Here is a 20,412-nt window from a genome sequence, read left to right on the forward strand (position 1 = left end):
TCAGGCGGTCTTCCGGGCCGCGATCAGTTCGTCGGTGCGCACCGGCCGTCCCGTCTCGAAGCTCCGGTTGGCCGCGAGGCCGACCGCCAGGGCCAGTGCTCCGTCGCGTTCGGTGGCCGTCGGGTGGGCCGCGGCGGCGGTGTCCGCCGGGCGGGTGGGGTCAGCCGGTCCGAACAGCGCGTCCAGCATGCGCGGGTCGCCGCCGCCGTGGGCCTCGTGGGCGACCGCGATCGGCACGTCCACCGGGGGCCGCCACAAGGGACGCAGGGTGAGGCGGGCGCCGCCCGCGTGCTCGGCGGCCGTGTCCCCGTGCAGGGCGCCTGCGGTCGACGTGACCCGGGTCAGGGGCGGCTGCCAGTGGCTCTCCTCGACCTCCAGCTCCAGGCGGCCCGCGCTGCCGTTGAACATCACCCGGTAGCCCTCCCAGGGGGAGTAGGCGGTCAGGTGGTACGTCATGGTGGCGCCGCGTGCGTAGCGCACGAGGACGGACATGTCGTCCTCGATGGTGATCGGTCCGTCGAAGACGTTCCGGTCGCGCAGATAGCCGTCGTCGTGTTCGGCGTCCAGGTAGAGGGCGCGCAGGGTGTCGTTGGCCGCGAGGTCCAGGGCGAAGGGGTCGTCCGCGGCCGGTTCGGCGCCGTGCGCCCGGTCGTAGTCCCGGCGCAGTCCGTGCCGCTCCCCCGCCGCCCGGCCGTAGAAGCCGAGCCGTCCGTAGCCGAAGGCCTCCCGGGGCTCGTCGCCGAGCCACCAGTTCACCAGGTCGAAGTGGTGCGAGGACTTGTGCACCATCAGGCCGCCGCTGTGGCGCTTCTCGCGGTGCCAGCGGCGGAAGTAGTCGGCGCCGTGCCGTACGTCGAGCAGCCACTCGAAGTGGACCGACAGCACCTCGCCGATCGCGCCGTCGGCGAGCAGGGCGCGGACCGTCTCGTGCACGGGATTGAAACGGTAGTTGAAGGCGACGGTCAGGGAGTTGCCGGTCTCGCGGACAGTGTCGAGGATGCGGGCGCAGCGCTCGGCGTCGACGGTCATCGGCTTCTCGGTGACGACCCGGCAGCCCGCCCTCAGGGCCGGGACGATGTAGCGGTCGTGCTCGGCGTCGACGGTGGTGACGACGACCTCGTCGATGTCCTCCTTCACGAGCAGGTCGGTGAAGCGGTCGGGCTCCCACGCGGTGGCGGCGGGCCGGCCGGCGTCGGCCAGCAGCCTGTTGTGGAAGGCCATCCGGGTCGGGCTGGGGTCGCACAGCGCGGCCACGAGGTGGCCGGGGCGCTCGGCGAGGCCTCGGGTGAACAGCTGGGCCCGGTGGCCGGTGCCGACGACGGCTGCGCGCAGGACGGGAGTACGGCTCATGGCAGGTGGCCTTTCCCGGAGACGGGCCGCGCACTCCCGTGGAGCGGAAAGCGCTTGCTGAATCTCAGGGAGCGAGAACGATCCGCAGACCCACGGTGCCGTCCAGGCCCCTGCGCAGTCGGCTGCCGAGCAGCGTGAGCCGGCCCGTGATGCCGTACTTGCGGGCGATCAGCCGCCGGTAGCGGGCGGTGGTGTCCGGGTCGCAGATCTCCGCCGTCGCGGGCAGCTGCTCGCCGGTGGGATTGCCGCGCAGGTCGCAGGGGCCGACCAGGACGTCGGCGCGGTTGCGGATCCGCTTCACCTTCCAGGAATCGGCGACCGTCCAGACGCCGAGTGCGTCCCCGTCGCGCACCACCCAGACGGGCGTGGCGACCGGCGTACCGTTCCTGCGGTAGCTGGTGATCAGCAGGTACTTTCCCGCGGCCAGTTGGTCCAGCGCCCTGTCGTCCATGGCGGGCAGTCTACGAGCGGCTCGCACCGGGCGGGGGCCCAGGGGCTGCGGTTCAGTCGAGCGCCGCCGTCATCCTCCGTACCGCCTCGGTGATCACCTCGGGCGAGGTCGCCAGGTTGAGGCGGGCGTGGCCCGCTCCGCCGGTACCGAAGGGGAGGCCGGAGTTGAGGGCCACCCGGCCGCGGCGCAGGAAGGCGTCCGCCGGGTCGTCGCCGAGACCGAGGGCGCGGCAGTCGAGCCAGGCGAGGTAGGTGGCGTCGCCGGGACGGTAGCGGACCCCGGGCAGATGCTCGGCCAGCAGGTCCGCGAGCAGCCGCCGGTTGGCGTCGAGGCCGGCCAGCAGGGCGTCCAGCCAGGCGACCCCGTCGCGCAGGGCGGCGGTGTGGGCGATGATCCCGACGTGGCTCGGGCCGTGCCCGACCTCCTCGGGCATCCGGGCCAGGTCGGTGGCGGCGCCGGGCCCGGCGATCGCGAGGGCGGCCTTGAGCCCCGCCAGGTTCCAGCCCTTCGAGGCCGACATCAGGGACAGGCCGCGCTCGGCGCCCGGCACGCTCAGGTACGGCACGAAGTCCGCGCCGCCGATCACCAGCGGCGCGTGGATCTCGTCGGCGACGACCCGCACGCCGTGCCGCTCGGCCAGCGCGGCGACGGCGGACAGCTCCGCGGCCGTGTGCACGGTGCCGGTCGGGTTGTGCGGACTGCACAGCAGGTAGGCGGCCGGGCGTCCGCCCGCGACGGTCTGCCGGAAGGTGTCCTCCAGGACGCCGAGGTCGATGCGCCCGTCGGCACCGAGCGGGGCCTCGGCCACGCGCCGGTCCATGTGCCCGACGAAGTCGTAGAACGGCGGGTACACCGGCGAGTTCACCACCACCGCGTCCCCGGGCCCGGTGACCAGTTTCAGCATCTCGACGACGCCCTGCATGACGTCGGGCACGATCGCGGTGCGTTCCAGGGCGAGCCCGTCCCAGTCCCACCGCTTCTCGGCGAAGGCGGCCAGGGCCTCCGCGTAGGCGGTGCCGGCGGGGTAGCCGGTGTCGCCGAGGTCGAGTGCGTCGGTGACGGCCCGCACGACGGGCTCCGCGAGCGGTACGTCCATCTCCGCCACCCACACCGGCAGCACGTCCGCCGGGTAGGTGCGCCACTTCATGCTGGTGCGGCGGCGGAGGCGGTCGAGCGTGACGGCTTGCAGAGGATTAGGTTCACCGGACGTCTCGTGCGGGATCCTGGTCATGAGCACACGATAGGGGGCTGTGCAGTGAGCGGGAATCGTGCGGACGGGGAGCGGGGAGAGGCGGCGGGCCCGTTCCTGGAGATCGCCTGCGACGAGTCGGGGTCGGACGGCGAGAACCTCACCGGCGGGAACACGGACGTGTTCGCGCACGCCGGTGTGTCCCTGCCGGAGGCGATGGCGGCGGCGATCGTACGGGAGATCCGGGACCGGATCCGCTCACCGGCCGAGGAGTACAAGGCGAACCATCTGCTGCGGGAGAAGCACCGGGTGGTGCTGGAGTGGCTGCTGGCGCCGGACGGGCCGGTCCACGGTCAGGCGCGGGTGCATCTCATGGAGAAGACGTACTTCGTGGTGGACCGGGCCGTGAGTCTGCTGCTGGACGACCCGGCCGGGGCCGTGACCCTGTTCCGCGTGGGCCGCCGGACGGTCGGGGAGGACGGCTGGCGGGCGTTCCTCGCGGCGGCCAACCACCTGCTGCGGGTCCGCCACGACGGGGACCCCGTGGAGGGCTTCTACCGCACGGTCGACACCCTGCGCCGCGCGCACCCGGGGACGGACGCGGCTGAGATCCTGGAGCGGCTGGCCGCGACCCGGCCCCGTGCGGAGGCCTACCGGGCGGGGTTCCTGGACGCACCGCCCCTCATCCCCGTCCTCAACCCGCTGCTCCCGGCGATCGTCCGCACGGCCGTGCTCTGGAGCGGCGACGGGCGGCCGGTCCGGCTGGTGCACGACCGGCAGAACATGCTGACGCCGGACCGCATCGCGTGGATCGAGGACACGGCCCGGCGGGCCGGAGCCCGCCTCGCCGGGGTGCGGCTCGTCGTCGCGCGGGACGACACCCGGGTGCAGGTGGCGGACTTCCTCGCCGGGATCGCCCGCAAGATCGCCTCGGACGAGCTGAACGGCCGCGGTGACCCGGCGCTCACCGCCCTGCTGCGGCCCTACGTGGATCCGGCCTCGGTGTGGGGTGACGTGCGCAGCCGTGCCCTGCTCGCCGCCCCGGTGGCCGGCCGGTGGTGAAGAGATCACGCGCCCGCTGAACGCGGCACGGCTGCTGCCCGTATGGGAAGAGGGCACTCAACTCAAGGAGTGCCCCGTGGTGTTCACACCACGATGTTCGGGTTCGGGAGCCATGCATGAGGCACGCACGACGACGGGTCGTCCGGCGAGTGACACGGCTGGCGGCCGTCGGCGGACTCCTCCTCGGAGGAACGATGGTCACACAAGCCGTGGCGAGCGAGCCCCCGGACCCGACGATCGGCCTGCCGTACTCCGCCCGGGCCGCCACCAGCAAGGGCGCCGACCTCGTGTCCAGCCTCGGCACCTCCCGCACGGCCGGCAACTGGGTCGACTCCGCCGGCCGGCCGGTCGTCGCCGTCACGGACGGCAAGGCAGCCGCCGAGGTCAAGCGCGCCGGCGCCCGGGCGAAGATGGTGCGGCACAGCATGAGCGACCTCAAGTCCGCCACGGCGACGCTGCGTTCGGCGCCCCGGGTGTCCGGAACGTCCTGGGCCCTCGACTACAAGAACAACCAGGTCGTCGTACGGGGTGACAGCACCGTGTCCGCCTCGGACTGGTCCCGTCTCACCGAAGTCGCGGAGGACATCGGCGGTTTTGTACGTATGGAGCGCACCGAGGGGACGTTCACCCCGCGGCTCAACGGCGCGCTGCCGATCCTGTCGACCGCCGGGCGCTGTTCGGCCGGCTTCAACGTGACCGACGGCAAGAGCGACTACATCCTGACGGCCGGGCACTGCGGGCCCGACGGTTCCGTCTGGTTCGCCGACGACCGGGGCCGGGACCAGGTCGGGACGTCGCTCAAGGGGAGCTTTCCCGGCGACGACTACTCGCTGGTGAAGTATGCCGGCGGCCGCGCGGGCAAGGGCGCGGAGGTGGTGTCGGTCGGTGACGGCGAGGGCGTGCGGATCACGGGCGTGGCCGATGCCGAGGTCGGGCAGAAGATCTTCCGCAGCGGCAGCACCAGCGGACTGCGTGAGGGCGAGGTGACCGCGCTCAACGCGACGGTCAACTACCCCGAGGGGACGGTCACCGGCCTGATCGAGACGAACGTGTGCGCCGAACCCGGGGACAGCGGCGGCCCGATGTTCGCCGACGGCATCGCGCTGGGCGTGACGTCGGGTGGCAGCGGGGACTGCACGGCGGGCGGCACCACGTTCTTCCAGCCGGTGACGAAGGCGCTGACCGAGCTGAACGTCAAGCTGATCGTGTCCAAGCAGGCGGGTGGCGCCGGACCCGCGCGGTCGGCCTCCCAGGGCACCGCGTCGCCCGGCTCGTCGGCACCGGTGACGGGCGAGGGCGTGTCGAGCCTGCTGACCCGTCTCACCGACCCGCGCAACGTCGGCCCCGGAATGCTGGTCATCGCGGGCAGCCTCGTGGCCCTGGTGGCGACCCGGTGGATCCGTGCGGAGCAGGACCGCAAGGCGTATCGGCAGTACTACTCGGCCACTTGGGGATGACGCCCGGTGGTGGACCTCGGCGGAGGTACCCCTCAGCCCAGTGTGAGCAGGACGGTCGCCACCCCCGCTGCCAGCAGCCCCGCCGTCTGGCGGCGGCTGATCCGCTCGTGCAGCAGGGCAAGGCCGAGGACGACGGGCAGCGCCGGGTAGAGGGAGGCGATGACGACGGCGACGGCCAGCAACTGCCGTTGCGTGGCGAGCAGGTACAGCACGAGGCCGAGGGCCGCCCCGGCCCCGATGAGGAGGGCTTGGACGCAGCGGAGCGGCGGCAGATGCAGCCGGCGCGCGTGGCGCGCGGCGTCCGGCAGGAGGACGAGGACGGCCGCGACCCGGCCCGCGGCGACGGGCCACAGCCCGCTTTCGGGGCCTGCCTGGCCGAGGGCGAGGTACTGCACGGCGACGCCCGCGCTGGCGAGCAGGCCGTCCGCCGTCCCCTTGCCCGCCCCGGTCCCGCCTCCGGAGACGAACCACAGCGCGGGCACCGTGACGGCGATGCCCAGCCAGGCCAGGGCGCCCGGCCGGTCGCCGAGGACGAGCACGCCGCACAGCACCGACAGGGCGACGCCGGTGACGGCGCTCACGGGCACCACGACGCTCATCGCGCCGCGGCTGAGCCCTCGATTGAGGAACCGCATGGCGACGCAGCTGCCGATCCCCGACAGCGCACCCCACAGCAGGTCGGTGACGTGGACGGCGTCGGCGGGCAGGAGGAGCGCGGCGGCGCAGGCGAGCAGCAGTCCGCCGAGCTGGCCGAAGAAGGTGACGGCGGTGTGGTGCACGCGCCGGGACAAGAGGCCGCCGGCGAAGTCGACGATGCCGTAGACGACGGCCGAGGAAAGTGCGAGAAGGGCACCCATTCGGTCAGGGGTGCCCTTGGACGAGGGTCCGATGCGTCAGCGGACCTGCACGAGGCTCAGGCGGCAGGCGCCGACTGCGGGACCGCGGCGGCCCACTCCAGTACGAGCCGCCGGTACTCCTCACGCTGCTCGACGCTCAGTGTCCCGCCCGACCGGCGCCACAGGGCACGGATCTCCTCGTTGACCTCGTCAGCCGATCGCTCGGATGAGGACTCAACAGTGGTGGACATGCTGTGAAGCATACGATCCCGGACGTGAAGGCGATGTGAGTAATCACGAGCCAAACGGACATTCCGGACAGTGTTACTGATCACGTCCATCTCCCGGTAAACGTGAGGCTGTTCACGCTTCGGCTGATCCCAGGACCAGCACCTTGATGGCCAGGACGGCCGCGCCGCGCGCCCAGTCGTGAAAATCGGACACCTTGGTCTCCAGGTCGACGGGAGCCGCCAGCGGGTGCCTCTGGTCGCGGACGGTCTCCTCGACCGTCTTGCCGGCCACGTCCATCAGCCCGACCCCCTCCCCCGCGAGCAGGATCCGCTGCGGCATCACGAAGTTGCAGATCTGCGCGACGAGTGTGCCCAGAGCCCGTCCCGCCTCTTCGATGACGCGGGCCGGCATGGGATCTTTGGCGGCGGCCAGCGCGAGGATCTCCTCGTAGGTGTGGTCGTGGCCGGTGGCGGCCCGGATCTGGTAGCGGATGCTGGGAATGGTCAGCATCGAGACGGCGCTGCCGCGCCGGCCGTCGGGGGTCAGCGGACCGTTCGGGTCGACGATCCAGTGGCTGCCGAAGCCACGGTCCTCCTCCGCGAAGGGCACGCGCTTGCCACCGAGCACCAGCCCGTAACCGAGGCCCGCACCGATGGTGAGCACGACGAAGCGGTCCAGGCCGCGTCCGGCACCGAACCAGGTCTCGGCCTCGACCAGGGCGGCGACGTCGTTCTCGACGACCACGGGCAGCCCGGTGCGCTCCTGGACGAGGTCGGCCAGCGGGACGTCCCGCCAGAGCAGGAAGGGGGACTCGCCGACGACGGCTCGGTCCTGGACGAATCCGCCGACCCCGATGCCGATCCCGGCGAGGCGGGGGTGGTCGCGGGCCATCTCGGCGGTCATCTCTCCCAGCACATCGGCGACTTCGGCGGGGTCGTGGGTGGTGAGCGGGCGGTCGTGGCGGGCGACGATGTGGCTTCTGAGCGTGGTGACGACGCCGTAGACCGTGTCCTCGGTGATCTTGAAGCCGAGGAAGGACCGGGAGTCCGCGACGACGTCCAGCGGCGTCGAGGGGCGGCCCTGGCGCGCCTCCGCCGGCACTCCGGCCTCGGCCACCTCCACCAGCAGACCCGACTCGATCAGCGGCTTGGTCAGCCGGGTGAGGCTGCCGGCCGACAGGCCCAGCCTGCGGGCGAGTTCGGTACGCGACAGCGGACCGTGGACCAGCACTTCGATGGCCACCGAGCGCTCCCCCGTGCTCAGCGGCAGCCAGCTTGCGGTGCCTGCGGTCATGTGCGTCCGACTCCCCTCGGCTTTTTTTCGCACTGAAACCAACACGACCACTCTAGGAGGATGAGGGTTCTTGCGAAAAGATGTTTGCACGCCCCTTGACGCAGCAATTGTTTCGCACCAAAAGTAAGTCCCGCCAGAGGACGAGCCGCCGCTTGCGAGGGAGTCTCCCGATGACCATCGCCTCCAGCAGTCCTCCGTCGCGTCTGCCCGCGGGCGGCGCCTCGGAGCCACGGAGCAAACCCAGGACCCGGCGGACGGAGGTGGGCGAGACTCGGGGCGACGGGCGACTGGCCGCGGTGTTCATCGCGCCGGCGCTGCTCGGTTTCCTGGTCTTCCTGCTCTGGCCGACGCTGCGGGGCATCTACCTGAGCTTCACCCGCTTCAACCTGCTGACGCCGGCGAAGTGGGTGGGCCTGGACAACTACGTCCGCATGGTCAACGACCCCATCTTCTGGGACTCGATGAAGGTCACCGTCGCGTACGTCGTCATCAACATCGGCGTCCAGACGGTCTCGGCCCTCGCCATCGCCGTACTCCTGCAACGACTGACCCAGTCGGCGATGCTGCGCGGGATCGTGCTCACGCCGTACCTGATGTCGAACGTCGTGGCCGGTCTCGTCTGGCTCTGGATCCTCGACACCCAGCTCGGCATCGGCAACGAGATCATCAGCGCCCTCGGCGCCGACCGCATCCCGTTCCTCGCCGACGAGACCTGGGCGATCCCGACGATCGCGCTCATCAACGTGTGGCGGCATGTCGGGTACACCGCGCTGCTGCTCTTCGCGGGTCTCCAGGCGATCCCGAACGACATGTACGAGGCGGCCCGGGTGGACGGCGCGAGCGAGTGGCGGATGTTCTGGCGGATCACCATGCCGCTGCTGCGGCCGGTGCTCGCGGTCGTGCTGATCATGACGGTGATCGGGTCGTTCCAGGTGTTCGACACCGTGGCCGTGACCACCGCGGGCGGTCCGGCGAACGCGACCAACGTGCTCCAGTACTACATCTACGGCTCCGCCTTCGGGCGCTTCCAGTTCGGCTACGCCTCGGCCATGTCCGTCGCCCTGCTGGTCGTGCTGAGCGCGATCACCGTCCTGCAGTACCGGCTCACCCGGGCCGGCCGGACCGACCTCGGCTGACGGAAGGGAGACACCGCCATGGCTGCCGTGACGACCACGACGACCGTACGACCGGTGCGGCGCAGGTTCCCCTTCGGGCGGGCCGCCGCCTGGACCGTGATGGGACTGATCGTCCTCATCACCCTGCTGCCGTTCTACTGGATCCTGCGCACCGCGCTCTCCACCAACGCGGGCCTGAGCGCCGACCCCACCAACCCGCTGCCGGTGGACCTCACCACCAGCGGCTTCGAACGGGCCCTGGGCCTGCAGTCGGCCGAGGAGGCCGTCAAACAGGGCGGAGCCGGTGGCGGGCTGGACTTCTGGCGCTATCTGCTCAACTCGGTACTGGTCTCGACCCTGATCACCGGGTGCCAGATCTTCTTCTCCGCGATGGCCGCGTACGCCTTCTCGCGGTTGCGCTGGCGAGGGCGGGACAAGGTGTTCGGGCTGTTCCTGGCCGGGATGATGGTGCCGGCCATCTTCACGCTGCTGCCGAACTTCGTGCTCATCAAGCAACTGCACCTGGTGGACACGCTCCTCGGCATCGCCCTGCCCACCATGTTCATGACGCCGTTCGCGGTCTTCTTCCTGCGGCAGTTCTTCATGAACATCCCCCGGGAGGTGGAGGAAGCAGCCCTGCTGGACGGCGCCGGGAAGATCAAGATCTTCTTCCGGGTGGTGCTGCCGATGGCGTCCACACCGCTGGTCACGCTGGGCGTGCTGACGTACATCACCTCCTGGAACGACTACTTCTGGCCGCTGATGGTCTCCTACAGCGACAGCTCGCGGGTGCTGACCGTCGCGCTGGCCATCTTCCGGGCGCAGACCCCGGCGACCGGCGTGGACTGGTCGGGGCTCATGGCGGCGACGCTGATCGCCGCACTGCCGATGCTGGTGCTGTTCGGCTGCTTCGCCCGCCGCATCGTCAGCTCCATCGGCTTCACCGGGATCAAGTAAGGGGACTGTGATGCGAATTCGTACGCTCGTCGCGGCGACGGGAGCGCTGGCGCTGTCCCTGGTCAGCGGGTGCGCGCAAGGAGGCGCCGCCGGATCCTCCGCCCACACGGTCACGTACTGGCTGTGGGACGCCAACCAGCTGCCCGCCTACCAGGCCTGTGCGAAGGGGTTCGAGAAGGAGAACCCGGGACTCAAGGTCAAGATCACGCAGCTGGGCTGGAGCGACTACTGGACCAAGCTCACCGCGGGGTTCATCGCGGGCACCCAGCCGGACGTGTTCACCGACCACATCCAGAACTTCGGCCAGTTCGCCGATCTGAAGGTCCTCGAACCGCTCGACGACCTCGGCATCGAGAACTCCGACTACCAGCCCGGACTCGCCGCCAACTGGATCGGCAAGGACGGGCACCGCTACGGCACTCCCAAGGACTGGGACACCGTCTCGCTGTTCTACAACTCGAAGATGACCGAGGAGGCCGGGCTCACCGCCGCACAGCTGAACAGCCTGTCCTGGAACCCGAAGGACGGCGGAACCTTCGAGAAGGCCATCGCCCGTCTCACGATCGACAGGAACGGCAAGCGCGGCGACGAGCCGGGCTTCGACAAGAACAACGTCAAGGTGTACGGCCTGGCCACGGGTGGCGGCGGCTTCGGCGACGGCCAGACGCAGTGGAGCCCCTTCACCGGCTCCGCCGGGTGGAACTATCTGAACAAGCCACGGTGGGGCACGAAGTACCAGTACGACAGCAAGACCTTCCAGTCGGTCGTCAAGTGGTACTTCGGCCTGGCGAAGAAGGGCTACATGCCGCCCCTGTCGGACTACAACATCCAGTCCAACCAGCAGAACACGCAGATCGCCGCGGGCAAGGCGGCCACCGCGTTCGACGGGGCCTGGATGATCTCCACCTACACGGGCTTCAAGGGCCGGGACATGAAGACCGCCCGGACGCCCCTCGGCCCGACCGGCAAGCGCGCCACCATGATGAACGGCCTCGCCGACTCCGTCACCAAGGCCTCCAAGAACAAGGCGGGCGCCAAGAAGTGGGTGGCCTATCTGGCCTCCGACAAGTGCCAGACCGTCGTCGGCAGGTACGGCGTCGTCTTCCCCGCCACCGCGGCCGGGACCGAGGCCGCCGTCGCCGCCTACCGGAAGAAGGGCATCGACGTCTCGTCGTTCACCGAGCCCGTCGCCGACAAGAAGCACTTCCGGACGTTCTCGTACCCGATCGCCAGCTACTCGGCGGACATGACGGCGCTGATGCAGCCCGCGATGGAGGACATCTACGGCAACGGCAAGCCGGTCAGCAGCCTCGACGAGACCAACGAACAGATCAACCTGATCCTCTCGCAGTGATCCAGCAACCAGTGAAGGGCATGCCTTACATGACGTTCTCCATCGGCATCGTCGGCGCCGGACAGTTCTCGGGCCAGTTCGCCACGCTGTTCCAGGCCCACCCCGGCGTCGGCGACGTCTACGTCACCGACCTGCTGCCCGAGCGGGCCGAGCAACTGGCCGCCGCTCAGGGGCTGGCGGGCACCTTTCCGTCGTACCAGGCCATGCTGGAGTCGGAGGACGTCGACGCGGTCGCGATCTTCACACAGCGCTGGACCCACGGCCCGCTGGTGCTCCAGGGCCTGAGCGCCGGCAAGCACGTGTACTCGGCGGTCCCCATGGCGATCAGCACGGAGGAGATCGCGGCGATCATCGACGCGGTCAAGGCCACCGGGCTGACCTACATGATGGGCGAGACCAGCGAGTACAACCCGGCCACCGTGCACGCCCGCAACCAGATCGCCGAGGGCGCGTTCGGGCGGCTGTTCTACGCCGAGGGCGACTATGTCCACGACATGGACCTGGGGTTCTACGAGGCGTACCAGTACAGCGGCGGCGAGAACTGGAAGGCGACCGCGAGCTATCCCCCGCTGCTGTACCCGACGCACGCGGTCGGCGGGGTGCTGGGCGCCTGGAAGACGCACGCGGTCAGCGTGTCGGCGATCGGTGTCGTCGACGACCGGGGCGACGGCGTCTTCGACAAGGAGATCAGCCAGTTCGGCAACGACGTCTCCAACGCCACCGCGTTGTTCGAGGTGGCGGGCGGCGGCTCGTTCCGTACGAACGAGTTCCGGCGGGTCGGCTACCCCTCGCACATACGCGAGTCGCGTTTCCGCTTCTTCGGCACCGAGGCGAGCATGGAACAGCTCGCCACGGTCGCCCTGTGGCAGGACAAGCAGGGCGTGACGGACATCAGTGAACTGCTGGAGCCCAAGCCCACCATGGCTCCCGACGACCCGTCGCTGCGGCACATCGCGCCGGAGCTGCGGGCGGCCTTCACCTCCGGGTCGGCGCCCGTGCACGACCGGGAGCGGCTGCCGAGGGAGTTCGACCATCTGCACAACGGCCACGAGGGCAGCCACCACTTCCTGGTGGACGACTTCGTGACCGCCGTCAACACCCGCACCCTGCCGTCGGTGAACGCGTGGGTGGCTGCCCGCTACACCCTGCCGGGCATCGTCGCGCACGAGTCGGCGCGGCAGGGCGGGGTACGGCTGGAGATCCCGGACTTCGGGGACGCGCCCCTGTAGGGGTGTCTGCGAGCCGGGTGCCCGCGATCAGGTGCCCGGCTTGCGGCCGTACACGAAGACGTCGTCGCCCGTCTTCAGCAGCGACCAGTACTTCTTGGCGTCGGTCGTGGTCATGTTGACGCAGCCGTGCGAGCCCGGCGGGTTCCACACGCTGATGCCGACCGAGTGGAAGGCCTGGCCGCCGTCGAAGAACTGGCTGTAGGGCATCGGCACGTCGTAGATCGACGAGACGTGGTCGATGTGGCGCCAGTAGATCTTCTTCAGGCCGGTACGGGTCTCGTGCCCGTCGCGGCCCGTGCGGACCGGCACGGGACCGTAGACGAGCTTCGTGCCGTCCTGGATCCAGCTCAGCTGGAGGGTCAGGTTCACACAGGCGATCCGGCCCTTGTTCACCGGGCACTTGCCGTCCTTGTTGGGGTTCGTGCCGACGGCCTTCTGCTTCTGCATCAGGTCCATCACGCCCCAGGTGACGGGTCCCGCGTAGCCGGCGTTCGGGGAGATGCCGTGCTTGGTCTGGAAGGCGCGGATCGCCGTGCAGTCGGCGGCGGACTGCTTGCCGTCGACCGGACGGCCGAGGAACTTCTCCACCTGCTTCTGGTACGGCCCGGCCTGGGTGCTGCAGCTCGCGGCCTGCGCCGGTGTGGCGCCGAGCGCGAGGGTGAGCGGTGCCACCAGTGCGGTGATCCCGAGTGCGACGGCGCCCCGTCTGCGTACGTCCCCCATGGTTGGTCCTGCCCTTTCCCGGAAGTGGTCACATGTCTGCGATCCCTGCCAGCTAGACGGGCGGAGGACGTATTCGGTTGTGCGGAGACCCCGCCTGGGACCAAACGGTGACATACCTCACCCGACGGGCGGTCGCGCTCTCTCAGCGGTAGCCGGTCGTGTCGGCCGGCTTGCCCGCGTCCTGGACCTCGACGAGGTAGCGCCAGGCGTCGGGGCGGCTGCCGTCGAGGTCGGTGAAGCCGTACGTCTGCGCGAGGCCGCCGCTGGAGAGGGACTGGCCGTTCCAGCGCGCCCTTTCCGGGTCGGCGGCGAGCGCGGCCACGGCCCGGCCGACGTAGCGCGGGGTCTCCGAGATGGCGAAGTGCGGGACCTTCTCCAGGGCGTCGCGCCAGTTCTCCTCGCGTACGCCGAAGGCGTCCAGCATGATCTCGGAGCGGAGCCAGCCGGGGGTGAGGGCGACGGCGGTGGCGCCGCGCGGGCCGAGTTCGTGGCCGAGGGAGAAGGCCATGCGCAGCACGGAGGCCTTGGCCAGGTCGTAGAAGAAGCTGTTGCGGTAGGTCTCGCGGTTGTAGTCGGCGGTGCCGTCGGTGACCTCGACGACCAGGCCGCCGGGGTGGCGCAGCAGCAGGGGCAGGGCGTGGTGGCTGGTGATCGCGTGGGTCTCGACGGCGAGCCGAAGCAGGTGCAGTCCGTTGTCGAGGTCGTGCTCCCAGAGCGGGGTGTCCCACTCGAAGAGCTTCTCGCCGCCCCAGATGTCGTTGACGAGGACGTCGAGGCGGCCCTGCTCGTCCGCGATCCGGTCGACGAGGGCGCGGACCTGCGCCGGGTCGAGGTGGTCGGTGGGTACGGCGATGCCCTGCCCGCCGGCCGCGGTGACCAGGTCGGCGGTGTCCTCGATGGTCTCGGGCCGGTCGTACTCCGAGCGGCGGGCGCGTGTGCTGCGTCCGGTGACGTAGACGGTGGTGCCCGCCGCGCCGAGTTCCACCGCCATGCCCCGTCCGGCGCCTCGGGTCGCCCCGGCGACCAGTGCGACCTTGCCCTTCAGCGGAGCTGACATGTCCGACCTCCCGTGCCTTGGCTGCTTGTCGCCTCCAGAGTGGCGGGGAAGCCGGACATCTTCTGTCGCCTTTTACCGGCGACACTCGGTCAGTGGCCCCGGGTGATCCATTCCTGGAGATGCGGGGCCTCGGCGCCGATGGTCGTGGCGTCTCCGTGGCCGGTGAGCACCTTCGTCCCGGGCGGCAGGGTGAGCAGCCGGTCGCGGATCGAGTCGATGATCGTCGGGAAGTGCGAGAAGGACCGGCCGGTGGCGCCGGGGCCGCCCTGGAAGAGGGTGTCCCCGGTGAAGACGGTCGCCAGGCCGGGGTCGTACAGACACACTGCGCCGGGCGCGTGTCCCGGGGTGTGCAGGACGCGCAGGTCGGCGCCGCCCGCCTCGATCGTCTGGCCGTCGACCAGCCAGGCGTCGGGCTCGCGGTCCGGGTGGGTCTGCTTCCACAGCGGCAGGTCGTCGTGGTGCAGCCAGATGGTGGCACCGGTGCGCTCGGCGAGGGCGGGCGCGGCGTCGATGTGGTCGTTGTGGGCGTGAGTGCAGACGATGGCCGTGAGCCGCCGGTCGCCGACGGCCTCGGCGATGGCGTCGGCGTCGTGGGCGGCGTCGATGACGATCGCCTCGTGGTCGTCGCCGACGATCCACACGTTGTTGTCGACGTCCCAGGTGCCGCCGTCGAGACTGAACCGGCCGGAGGTGACGAGGTGTTCGATCCGGGTGGTCATCAGAGCACCACCACCGAGCGCAGGACGTCGCCCTGGTGCATTCGTTTGAACGCCTTCTCCACCTCGTCGAGCTGGATGGTCTCGGTGACGAACGCCTCCAGGTCCAGGCGCCCTTGCAGGTGCAGGTCGATGAGCATGGGGAAGTCCCGGGAGGGCAGGCAGTCGCCGTACCAGCTCGACTTCAGGGATCCGCCGCGGCCGAAGACGTCCAGCAGCGGCAGTTCGAGCTTCATCTCGGGGGTGGGCACGCCGACGAGGACGACGGTGCCGGCCAGGTCGCGGGCGTAGAAGGCCTGCTGGTACGTCTCCGGGCGGCCGACCGCCTCGATGACCACGTCCGCGCCGAACCCGCCGGTGAGTTCGCGGATCGCCTCGACCGGGTCGGTCGTGCGCGAGTTGACGGTGTGGGTGGCGCCCATGGTCCGCGCCTTCTCGAGCTTGCGGTCGTCGATGTCGACGGCGATGATCTTCGCGGCCCCGGCCAGGTGCGCCCCCGTGACGGCCGCGTCGCCGACACCGCCGCAGCCGATGACGGCGACCGTGTCGCCGCGGCCGACGTTGCCGGTGTTGATCGCGGCGCCGATGCCGGCCATGACGCCGCAGCCGAGCAGCCCGGCCACCTGCGGGGCGACGGCCGGGTCCACCTTGGTGCACTGTCCGGCCGCGACCAGCGTCTTCTCGGCGAAGGCGCCGATGCCGAGGGCCGGGGACAGCTCGGTGCCGTCGGTGAGGGTCATCTTCTGCGTGGCGTTGTGGGTGTCGAAGCAGTACCAGGGCCGCCCGCGCAGACAGGCGCGGCACGTCCCGCACACCGCACGCCAGTTGAGGATCACGAAGTCACCGGGCTCGACGTCGGTGACGCCGTCGCCGACCGACTCGACCACGCCCGCGGCCTCGTGGCCCAGCAGGAAGGGGAAGTCGTCGTTGATGCCGCCCTGCTGGTAGTGCAGGTCGGTGTGGCACACCCCGCAGGCCTGGACGCGGACGACCGCCTCCCCCGGGCCGGGGTCGGGCACGACGATGGTCTCGATCCGCACCGCCTCGTCCTTGCCGGGTGCGATCACACCGCGTACTTCCTGCGCCATGGTGCTCCTTCGTCGGCCGGGTTCTCGTCCCTGCCGACCCTACGCGTGACTGATCGGTAAGGGGTGCGGATCGGCCACCTGTCGCTACGCGAAAACAGCAGGCCGAGCCGGTGGGCGCCGACGTAGCCTGTACCGTCCGCCCGACGCCGAAGGAGCGACGTGAGCATCGCGGAGACCGAGCCCGACACGCCCCCCTGGCGGCTGCTCCTCGGATACGTACGGCCGCATCGCCGGTCCCTGGCCGTCGGCGCCGTCCTCTCGCTGGTCACCGGGGCGACCGGGCTGCTGCTGCCGCTGGTGGCGCGGGGCCTGATCGACGATCTGTCGCACGACCGGGCGATCACCGGAGCGCTGCTGGCCATGTCGGCGCTGGTGGTGACCAACGCGGCGGTGGGCGCGCTGGGTTCGTACGTGTTGCAGCGCACCGCCGAGTCGGTGGTGCTCGGCGCGCGGCGGGCCCTGTCGTCGTATCTGCTGCGGCTGCGCGTCACGGCTGTGGACCGCAGCGAACCCGGGGACCTGATGGCCCGCATCACCTCCGACACGACCCTGCTGCGTGAAGTGACCACGGACTCGCTGGTCGGCCTGGGCACGGGCGGGCTCACGCTGGTGGCGACGGTGGTCATGATGGGTCTGGTGGATCCCGTGCTGCTGGGCGTCACGCTGACCGTGATCCTGGGCGCGGGCCTGGTCCTCGGGGTGATCGTGCCGCGGATCAACAAGGCGAGCCGGCAGGCGCAGGACGCGGTGGGCGTCATGGGTGCCTCACTGGAGCGGATCCTCGGCGCGCTGCGCACGGTGAAGGCGTCCGGTGCCGAGCACCGGGAGGAGATCACGCTGCACGAGGCGGCGCAGGAGTCGTGGCGGCAGAGCGTACGGGCCGCCAAGTGGTCGGCGGCCGCGGGCAACACGGCGGGGCTGGCCATGCAGATCGCCTTCATCACGGTGCTCGCGGTGGGCGGCGCCCGCGTCGCGACGGGCGCGGTGGACGTGGGCACGCTGGTGGCGTTCCTGCTGTACGTCTTCTATCTGATGTCCCCGATACAGCAGGTCGTCGGCGCCATCACGCAGTACCAGACGGGAGCCGCGGCCCTCAGCCGCATCCAGGAGGCGATGCGCCTGCCCGCCGAACCGGCGGCCGCGTCCGCCCCTCTCCCCTCCCCCGGCGCCCAGCCCGCCTCGCTCGCCTTCGACGACGTCCGCTTCCGCTACGCCGACGACCTGCCGTACGTCCACCACGGGGTGACGTTCGCCGTGCCCGCGCAGGGCATGACGGCGTTCGTGGGACCGTCCGGCGCGGGCAAGACCACCGTCTTCTCGCTGATCGAGCGGTTCTACGATCCCGACTCCGGTGTGATCACGCTCGACGGGCGCGACCTGGCCGACTGGGAGCTGCCGTTGCTGCGCGCCGCGATCGGCTATGTGGAGCAGGACGCGCCGGTCCTGTCGGGCTCCCTTCGGGACAACCTGCTGCTGGGCAATCCGGAGGCGGACGAGGACGCGTTGGAGCGCGTGCTGAAGACGACCCGTCTGGACGGCCTGGTCGCCCGGCTGCCCGGCGGTCTCGACACGCTCGTCGGGCACCGCGGCACCAAGCTGTCGGGAGGTGAGCGGCAGCGGGTCGCCATCGCCCGCGCCCTGCTGCGCCGCCCCCGGCTGCTGCTGCTGGACGAGGCGACCTCGCAACTGGACGCGGTCAACGAGGCGGCGCTGCGCGACACCGTCGCGGACGTGGCCCGGACGACGACGGTCCTCGTGGTGGCACACCGGCTGTCCACGGTGACGATGGCCGACCGGATCGTGGTGATGGACGCCGGCCGGGTCCGGGCGGTCGGCACCCACCGCGAACTCGTGACCGGTGACCCGCTCTACGCGGAGCTGGCGGCGACCCAGTTCCTGGCCGCGGCCGACTGAGTCGCGGTCCTGCTGCGCTTGCCGTGACCGCCGGGCGGGAGGACGCTCGGGAGTGAGGCTTCTCGCGGCCCGCTGCCGACCGGGTCGCGGCCCTTCGAAGGAGGTCCATCATGGGAACCGCGGCAGACCCCGCCTTCGACAGTGAGACACTCCGCCGGGGCGTGGAAGGACAGCCGGACATCCTGCTCTCGCTCTACGCGGACGACGCGGAGTTCCGCATCGTCGACCACACGACCCAGCCCAGCCACCCCAAGGTCCTGCACGGCCGGGACGAGATCGGCCGGATGCTGGAGGACGTCTACAGCCGGAACATGACGCACAAGGTGGAGCGGTGCGTCGTCCAGGGCGACGAGGCCGCCTACAGCGAGAGCTGCGAGTACCCGGACGGCGTGCGCGTGCTGTCCGAGTCCATGATCTCGCTGCGTGGCGGAAAGATCACCGAGCAGACCCTGATCCAGGCCTGGGACGAGTAGCGGCCGGGCGTACTCAGCGCATCCAGGCGCTGTACGACATGACGTCGCCCTTCTTGACGCCGTACTCGGGCTCGGCGGTGGTGAAGGTGCTCTCCAGGCCGAGGACGGCGCCGGTGACCGGGTCCATGATCAGCATGTGGCGGACCCCGGAGCCGTCGCACACGTACGCCTGACCGCGGCGGCCGAGCCGGTCGGTCACCTGGCCGACCGGCCGCAGCCCCTCGGTGCCGGCCAGGAGGCGGGCGAGTGTCGCGGTCTCCCGGGCGCCGAGGGTCCAGTGGTCGAGCAGCACATCGACGGCGTCGAGCAGTTCGGGCGTGGTCAGTGGGGCGTCGGTGTACTGAGCCTCCGTCAGGTAGGCGCGCAGCCGTGCGGGGTCGGCCGGCGGAGGGGACTGGGGCGGGGCGTCGCTCCAGCTCGGCGGGTAGGTCCGGTCGCTGAGGACGTGCCCGTCGTCGACGAGGTGCGGCTCGCCGTCCTCGCTGGAGAGGACCGGGCGGCCCGGGTGCCTGGGGTCGGTGGCCACGACGAGCTCCGTGTGGCTGTCGTCGGCCCGCCAGCGCACGAGGCGCTCCTCGGGCAGGGTGATCGGGGGCTTGTCGTCGGACATGCCCATGCTCCAGGACTGCACGTGCGTGCCCTTGCGCAGGCGGGGCGAGCCGTCGGCCGCGGCCTGCTGGGCACGTTCGGCAAGCCGGTCCAGGGGCAGAGGGGTGGAGCCGGTCTGCACCACCAGGGGACGCGGAGCGGCGACCGCCGGTGTGGTGCTGGGGCCGCTCAGGACGAGCGTCACGGCCAGGGCCGCGACGACCGCCGTGGCGGCGAGCCCCCAGGCGAGCCGGGGCAGGCCCGGGCGGGGCAGCAGCCGGCGCGCCGGACGGCCGGGGGGCCGCTCCCGCAGCAGTCGTTCGAGACGGCGCTCGGCGTCGTGGTCGAGGGGGCCGTCGCCGAAGTGGGGGCCTTGGGCCGGCACCGGGTTGGCGCCGCGCAGCAGTTCGAGTTCGTCAGCCATGGCCGACCCCTTTCACGCAGTGGGTGTCCGCCGTGGCTTCGGGACACATGCGGTCGATCTCGGCCCTGAGGCGGCGTCGGGCCCGGTGCAGTCGCATGGCGGCGGCCCGTCTGCCGCAGCCGAGGGCGACGGCGACCTCGTCGACGGCGAGTCCCTCCCAGGCCGTCAGGCGCAGTACCTCCTGGTCGGCCGTGGAGAGCCGGGCGAGTGCCTCGTGCACCCAGGCGCCGGGTGTGTCGGCCTCGGGGCCCGCCGCGATGTGCCGTCCGTGGGCGGTGTCGTCGTTGCCGAGCCGGTCGACGAGCCGGCGGCGGCGTCCGTGGCCGCGCACCGTGTTGGCCAGGCAGTTGCGTGCCACTCCGTACAGCCAGGGCAGCGGGGAGGGCGGCAGGTCGGCCCGGCGTCGCCAGGCGACCGTGAACACCTCCGCCACCACTTCCTCCACCTCGCCGGTCCGCCCGTCCAGTCGCCGCGCGACATAGCGGCTGACCGCCCAGTAGTGCTCGCGGTAGGCAGCGGCGAAGATCTCGTCGTTGCTCATGTCCCGTTCGTGTCCGGCACCTTCTCGATGGTCACACCCTTTTCCGTGATCCTCGTCGCGTCCATGAAGTGTGACGCCCGGGCGGGGCGCGGACACAGGCGGGACATGAGGCACCTCAAGTGGCTGACGACCACGGATCACAAGACGATCGGCACGCTGTACCTGGTCACGTCGTTCGCGTTCTTCGTCATCGGCGGCGTGATGGCGCTGTTCATGCGCGCGGAGCTCGCCCGGCCCGGTCTGCAGATCATGTCGAACGAGCAGTTCAACCAGGCGTTCACGATGCACGGCACGATCATGCTGCTGATGTTCGCGACGCCGCTGTTCGCCGGTTTCGCGAACTGGATCATGCCGCTGCAGATCG

Annotated in this window: 21 protein-coding genes; 9 read left to right on the plus strand and 12 right to left on the minus strand. The window is 70.8% G+C overall.

Features of this window, described 5'->3' with window-relative positions; all coding sequences use genetic code 11:
• From ABEA82_RS30720 to ABEA82_RS30730, 3 genes are all read right to left on the minus strand, one after another.
• Nucleotides 1-1,350 (minus strand): Gfo/Idh/MocA family protein, encoded by a 1,350-nt coding sequence (locus tag ABEA82_RS30720; protein WP_345664969.1) that lies wholly within the window; start codon nt 1,348-1,350, stop codon nt 1-3.
• Between the two features lie 64 nt (nt 1,351-1,414).
• Nucleotides 1,415-1,801: a PPOX class F420-dependent oxidoreductase gene (locus ABEA82_RS30725; protein WP_345664970.1), complete on the minus strand. Its 387-nt coding sequence runs from the start codon at nt 1,799-1,801 to the stop codon at nt 1,415-1,417.
• A 52-nt stretch (nt 1,802-1,853) separates the two neighbouring features.
• Nucleotides 1,854-3,032 carry a MalY/PatB family protein gene (locus ABEA82_RS30730; protein WP_345664971.1) on the minus strand — a complete coding sequence of 393 codons (1,179 nt, stop codon included), beginning with the start codon at nt 3,030-3,032 and terminating at the stop codon, nt 1,854-1,856.
• A 24-nt stretch (nt 3,033-3,056) separates the two neighbouring features.
• On the opposite strand from ABEA82_RS30730, the gene ABEA82_RS30735 reads away from it, so the two are divergent.
• Both ABEA82_RS30735 and ABEA82_RS30740 read left to right on the plus strand, forming a co-directional pair.
• Entirely contained in the window at nt 3,057-4,052 is a 996-nt protein-coding gene (locus ABEA82_RS30735; RefSeq protein WP_345664972.1) for a hypothetical protein, read from the plus strand.
• A gap of 116 nt (nt 4,053-4,168) precedes the next feature.
• Nucleotides 4,169-5,509, plus strand: a complete 1,341-nt coding sequence (locus ABEA82_RS30740) for a S1 family peptidase (RefSeq protein ID WP_345664973.1) — start codon at nt 4,169-4,171, stop codon at nt 5,507-5,509.
• 32 nt (nt 5,510-5,541) lie between these two features.
• Here ABEA82_RS30740 and ABEA82_RS30745 read toward each other — a convergent pair whose 3' ends face one another.
• The 3 genes from ABEA82_RS30745 to ABEA82_RS30755 all read right to left on the minus strand — a co-directional run bounded on the left by ABEA82_RS30745 (nt 5,542) and on the right by ABEA82_RS30755 (nt 7,869).
• Nucleotides 5,542-6,366: an EamA family transporter gene (locus ABEA82_RS30745; protein WP_345664974.1), complete on the minus strand. Its 825-nt coding sequence runs from the start codon at nt 6,364-6,366 to the stop codon at nt 5,542-5,544.
• A gap of 56 nt (nt 6,367-6,422) precedes the next feature.
• Nucleotides 6,423-6,608 (minus strand): hypothetical protein, encoded by a 186-nt coding sequence (locus tag ABEA82_RS30750; protein WP_345664975.1) that lies wholly within the window; start codon nt 6,606-6,608, stop codon nt 6,423-6,425.
• Nucleotides 6,609-6,708: 100 nt separating this feature from the next.
• A complete protein-coding gene (locus ABEA82_RS30755) occupies nt 6,709-7,869 on the minus strand; it encodes an ROK family protein (protein ID WP_345664976.1) in 1,161 nt (386 codons plus the stop codon).
• A gap of 170 nt (nt 7,870-8,039) precedes the next feature.
• Between ABEA82_RS30755 and ABEA82_RS30760 the strand changes: the two genes are divergently transcribed.
• Genes ABEA82_RS30760 through ABEA82_RS30775 form a run of 4 tightly spaced genes read left to right on the plus strand, consistent with a single transcriptional unit; the run spans nt 8,040 to nt 12,524 of the window.
• Nucleotides 8,040-9,005, plus strand: a complete 966-nt coding sequence (locus ABEA82_RS30760) for a carbohydrate ABC transporter permease (protein ID WP_345664977.1) — start codon at nt 8,040-8,042, stop codon at nt 9,003-9,005.
• 18 nt (nt 9,006-9,023) lie between these two features.
• Nucleotides 9,024-9,941, plus strand: a complete 918-nt coding sequence (locus ABEA82_RS30765; protein WP_345664978.1) for a carbohydrate ABC transporter permease — start codon at nt 9,024-9,026, stop codon at nt 9,939-9,941.
• Between the two features lie 10 nt (nt 9,942-9,951).
• Nucleotides 9,952-11,295 (plus strand): ABC transporter substrate-binding protein, encoded by a 1,344-nt coding sequence (locus ABEA82_RS30770; RefSeq protein WP_345664979.1) that lies wholly within the window; start codon nt 9,952-9,954, stop codon nt 11,293-11,295.
• 29 nt (nt 11,296-11,324) lie between these two features.
• Entirely contained in the window at nt 11,325-12,524 is a 1,200-nt protein-coding gene (locus ABEA82_RS30775) for a Gfo/Idh/MocA family protein (RefSeq protein ID WP_345665002.1), read from the plus strand.
• Between the two features lie 27 nt (nt 12,525-12,551).
• Here ABEA82_RS30775 and ABEA82_RS30780 read toward each other — a convergent pair whose 3' ends face one another.
• The 4 genes from ABEA82_RS30780 to ABEA82_RS30795 form a co-directional block, all read right to left on the minus strand.
• Nucleotides 12,552-13,247, minus strand: coding sequence for a L,D-transpeptidase family protein (locus ABEA82_RS30780; RefSeq protein WP_345664980.1), 696 nt, complete (start codon nt 13,245-13,247; stop codon nt 12,552-12,554).
• A gap of 142 nt (nt 13,248-13,389) precedes the next feature.
• Entirely contained in the window at nt 13,390-14,304 is a 915-nt protein-coding gene (locus ABEA82_RS30785; RefSeq protein ID WP_345664981.1) for an SDR family oxidoreductase, read from the minus strand.
• Between the two features lie 89 nt (nt 14,305-14,393).
• The gene (locus ABEA82_RS30790; protein WP_345664982.1) at nt 14,394-15,023 is read right to left on the minus strand and encodes an MBL fold metallo-hydrolase; all 630 of its coding nucleotides are present in this window, start codon (nt 15,021-15,023) and stop codon (nt 14,394-14,396) included.
• Nucleotides 15,023-16,108, minus strand: coding sequence for an S-(hydroxymethyl)mycothiol dehydrogenase (locus ABEA82_RS30795; RefSeq protein ID WP_345664983.1), 1,086 nt, complete (start codon nt 16,106-16,108; stop codon nt 15,023-15,025). The genes ABEA82_RS30790 and ABEA82_RS30795 overlap by 1 nt, the downstream gene beginning before the upstream one ends.
• Before the next feature lie 159 nt (nt 16,109-16,267).
• On the opposite strand from ABEA82_RS30795, the gene ABEA82_RS30800 reads away from it, so the two are divergent.
• Nucleotides 16,268-18,022, plus strand: coding sequence for an ABC transporter ATP-binding protein (locus ABEA82_RS30800; protein WP_345664984.1), 1,755 nt, complete (start codon nt 16,268-16,270; stop codon nt 18,020-18,022).
• Between the two features lie 110 nt (nt 18,023-18,132).
• Complete coding sequence (locus ABEA82_RS30805; RefSeq protein WP_345664985.1) at nt 18,133-18,495, plus strand: nuclear transport factor 2 family protein; 363 nt, start codon at nt 18,133-18,135, stop codon at nt 18,493-18,495.
• Between the two features lie 13 nt (nt 18,496-18,508).
• On the opposite strand, the gene ABEA82_RS30810 is transcribed toward ABEA82_RS30805, so the two are convergent.
• Both ABEA82_RS30810 and ABEA82_RS30815 read right to left on the minus strand, forming a co-directional pair.
• Nucleotides 18,509-19,507: a CU044_5270 family protein gene (locus ABEA82_RS30810; RefSeq protein ID WP_345664986.1), complete on the minus strand. Its 999-nt coding sequence runs from the start codon at nt 19,505-19,507 to the stop codon at nt 18,509-18,511.
• Entirely contained in the window at nt 19,500-20,048 is a 549-nt protein-coding gene (locus tag ABEA82_RS30815; protein WP_345664987.1) for an RNA polymerase sigma factor, read from the minus strand. Before ABEA82_RS30815 ends, ABEA82_RS30810 begins: the two co-directional genes overlap by 8 nt.
• Before the next feature lie 105 nt (nt 20,049-20,153).
• Here ABEA82_RS30815 and ABEA82_RS30820 point away from each other — a divergent pair.
• The coding region (locus tag ABEA82_RS30820) for a cbb3-type cytochrome c oxidase subunit I (RefSeq protein ID WP_345664988.1) at nt 20,154-20,412 on the plus strand (259 nt) is incomplete at its 3' end.

The sequence above is a fragment of the Streptomyces venetus genome (assembly GCF_039540295.1).
Taxonomy (GTDB): Bacteria; Actinomycetota; Actinomycetes; order Streptomycetales; family Streptomycetaceae; genus Streptomyces; species Streptomyces venetus.

Excerpts from the sequence above, each read along its gene's own strand:
- ABEA82_RS30720 (WP_345664969.1), bottom strand. The coding sequence starts at position 1,350 with ATGAGCCGTACTCCCGTCCTGCGCGCAGCCGTCGTCGGCACCGGCCAC.
- ABEA82_RS30725 (WP_345664970.1), bottom strand. The coding sequence starts at position 1,801 with ATGGACGACAGGGCGCTGGACCAACTGGCCGCGGGAAAGTACCTGCTG.
- ABEA82_RS30730 (WP_345664971.1), bottom strand. The coding sequence starts at position 3,032 with ATGACCAGGATCCCGCACGAGACGTCCGGTGAACCTAATCCTCTGCAA.
- ABEA82_RS30740 (WP_345664973.1), top strand. The coding sequence starts at position 4,169 with ATGAGGCACGCACGACGACGGGTCGTCCGGCGAGTGACACGGCTGGCG.
- ABEA82_RS30745 (WP_345664974.1), bottom strand. The coding sequence starts at position 6,366 with ATGGGTGCCCTTCTCGCACTTTCCTCGGCCGTCGTCTACGGCATCGTC.
- ABEA82_RS30750 (WP_345664975.1), bottom strand. The coding sequence starts at position 6,608 with ATGCTTCACAGCATGTCCACCACTGTTGAGTCCTCATCCGAGCGATCG.
- ABEA82_RS30755 (WP_345664976.1), bottom strand. The coding sequence starts at position 7,869 with ATGACCGCAGGCACCGCAAGCTGGCTGCCGCTGAGCACGGGGGAGCGC.
- ABEA82_RS30760 (WP_345664977.1), top strand. The coding sequence starts at position 8,040 with ATGACCATCGCCTCCAGCAGTCCTCCGTCGCGTCTGCCCGCGGGCGGC.
- ABEA82_RS30765 (WP_345664978.1), top strand. The coding sequence starts at position 9,024 with ATGGCTGCCGTGACGACCACGACGACCGTACGACCGGTGCGGCGCAGG.
- ABEA82_RS30770 (WP_345664979.1), top strand. The coding sequence starts at position 9,952 with ATGCGAATTCGTACGCTCGTCGCGGCGACGGGAGCGCTGGCGCTGTCC.
- ABEA82_RS30775 (WP_345665002.1), top strand. The coding sequence starts at position 11,325 with ATGACGTTCTCCATCGGCATCGTCGGCGCCGGACAGTTCTCGGGCCAG.
- ABEA82_RS30780 (WP_345664980.1), bottom strand. The coding sequence starts at position 13,247 with ATGGGGGACGTACGCAGACGGGGCGCCGTCGCACTCGGGATCACCGCA.
- ABEA82_RS30785 (WP_345664981.1), bottom strand. The coding sequence starts at position 14,304 with ATGTCAGCTCCGCTGAAGGGCAAGGTCGCACTGGTCGCCGGGGCGACC.
- ABEA82_RS30790 (WP_345664982.1), bottom strand. The coding sequence starts at position 15,023 with ATGACCACCCGGATCGAACACCTCGTCACCTCCGGCCGGTTCAGTCTC.
- ABEA82_RS30795 (WP_345664983.1), bottom strand. The coding sequence starts at position 16,108 with ATGGCGCAGGAAGTACGCGGTGTGATCGCACCCGGCAAGGACGAGGCG.
- ABEA82_RS30805 (WP_345664985.1), top strand. The coding sequence starts at position 18,133 with ATGGGAACCGCGGCAGACCCCGCCTTCGACAGTGAGACACTCCGCCGG.
- ABEA82_RS30810 (WP_345664986.1), bottom strand. The coding sequence starts at position 19,507 with ATGGCTGACGAACTCGAACTGCTGCGCGGCGCCAACCCGGTGCCGGCC.
- ABEA82_RS30815 (WP_345664987.1), bottom strand. The coding sequence starts at position 20,048 with ATGAGCAACGACGAGATCTTCGCCGCTGCCTACCGCGAGCACTACTGG.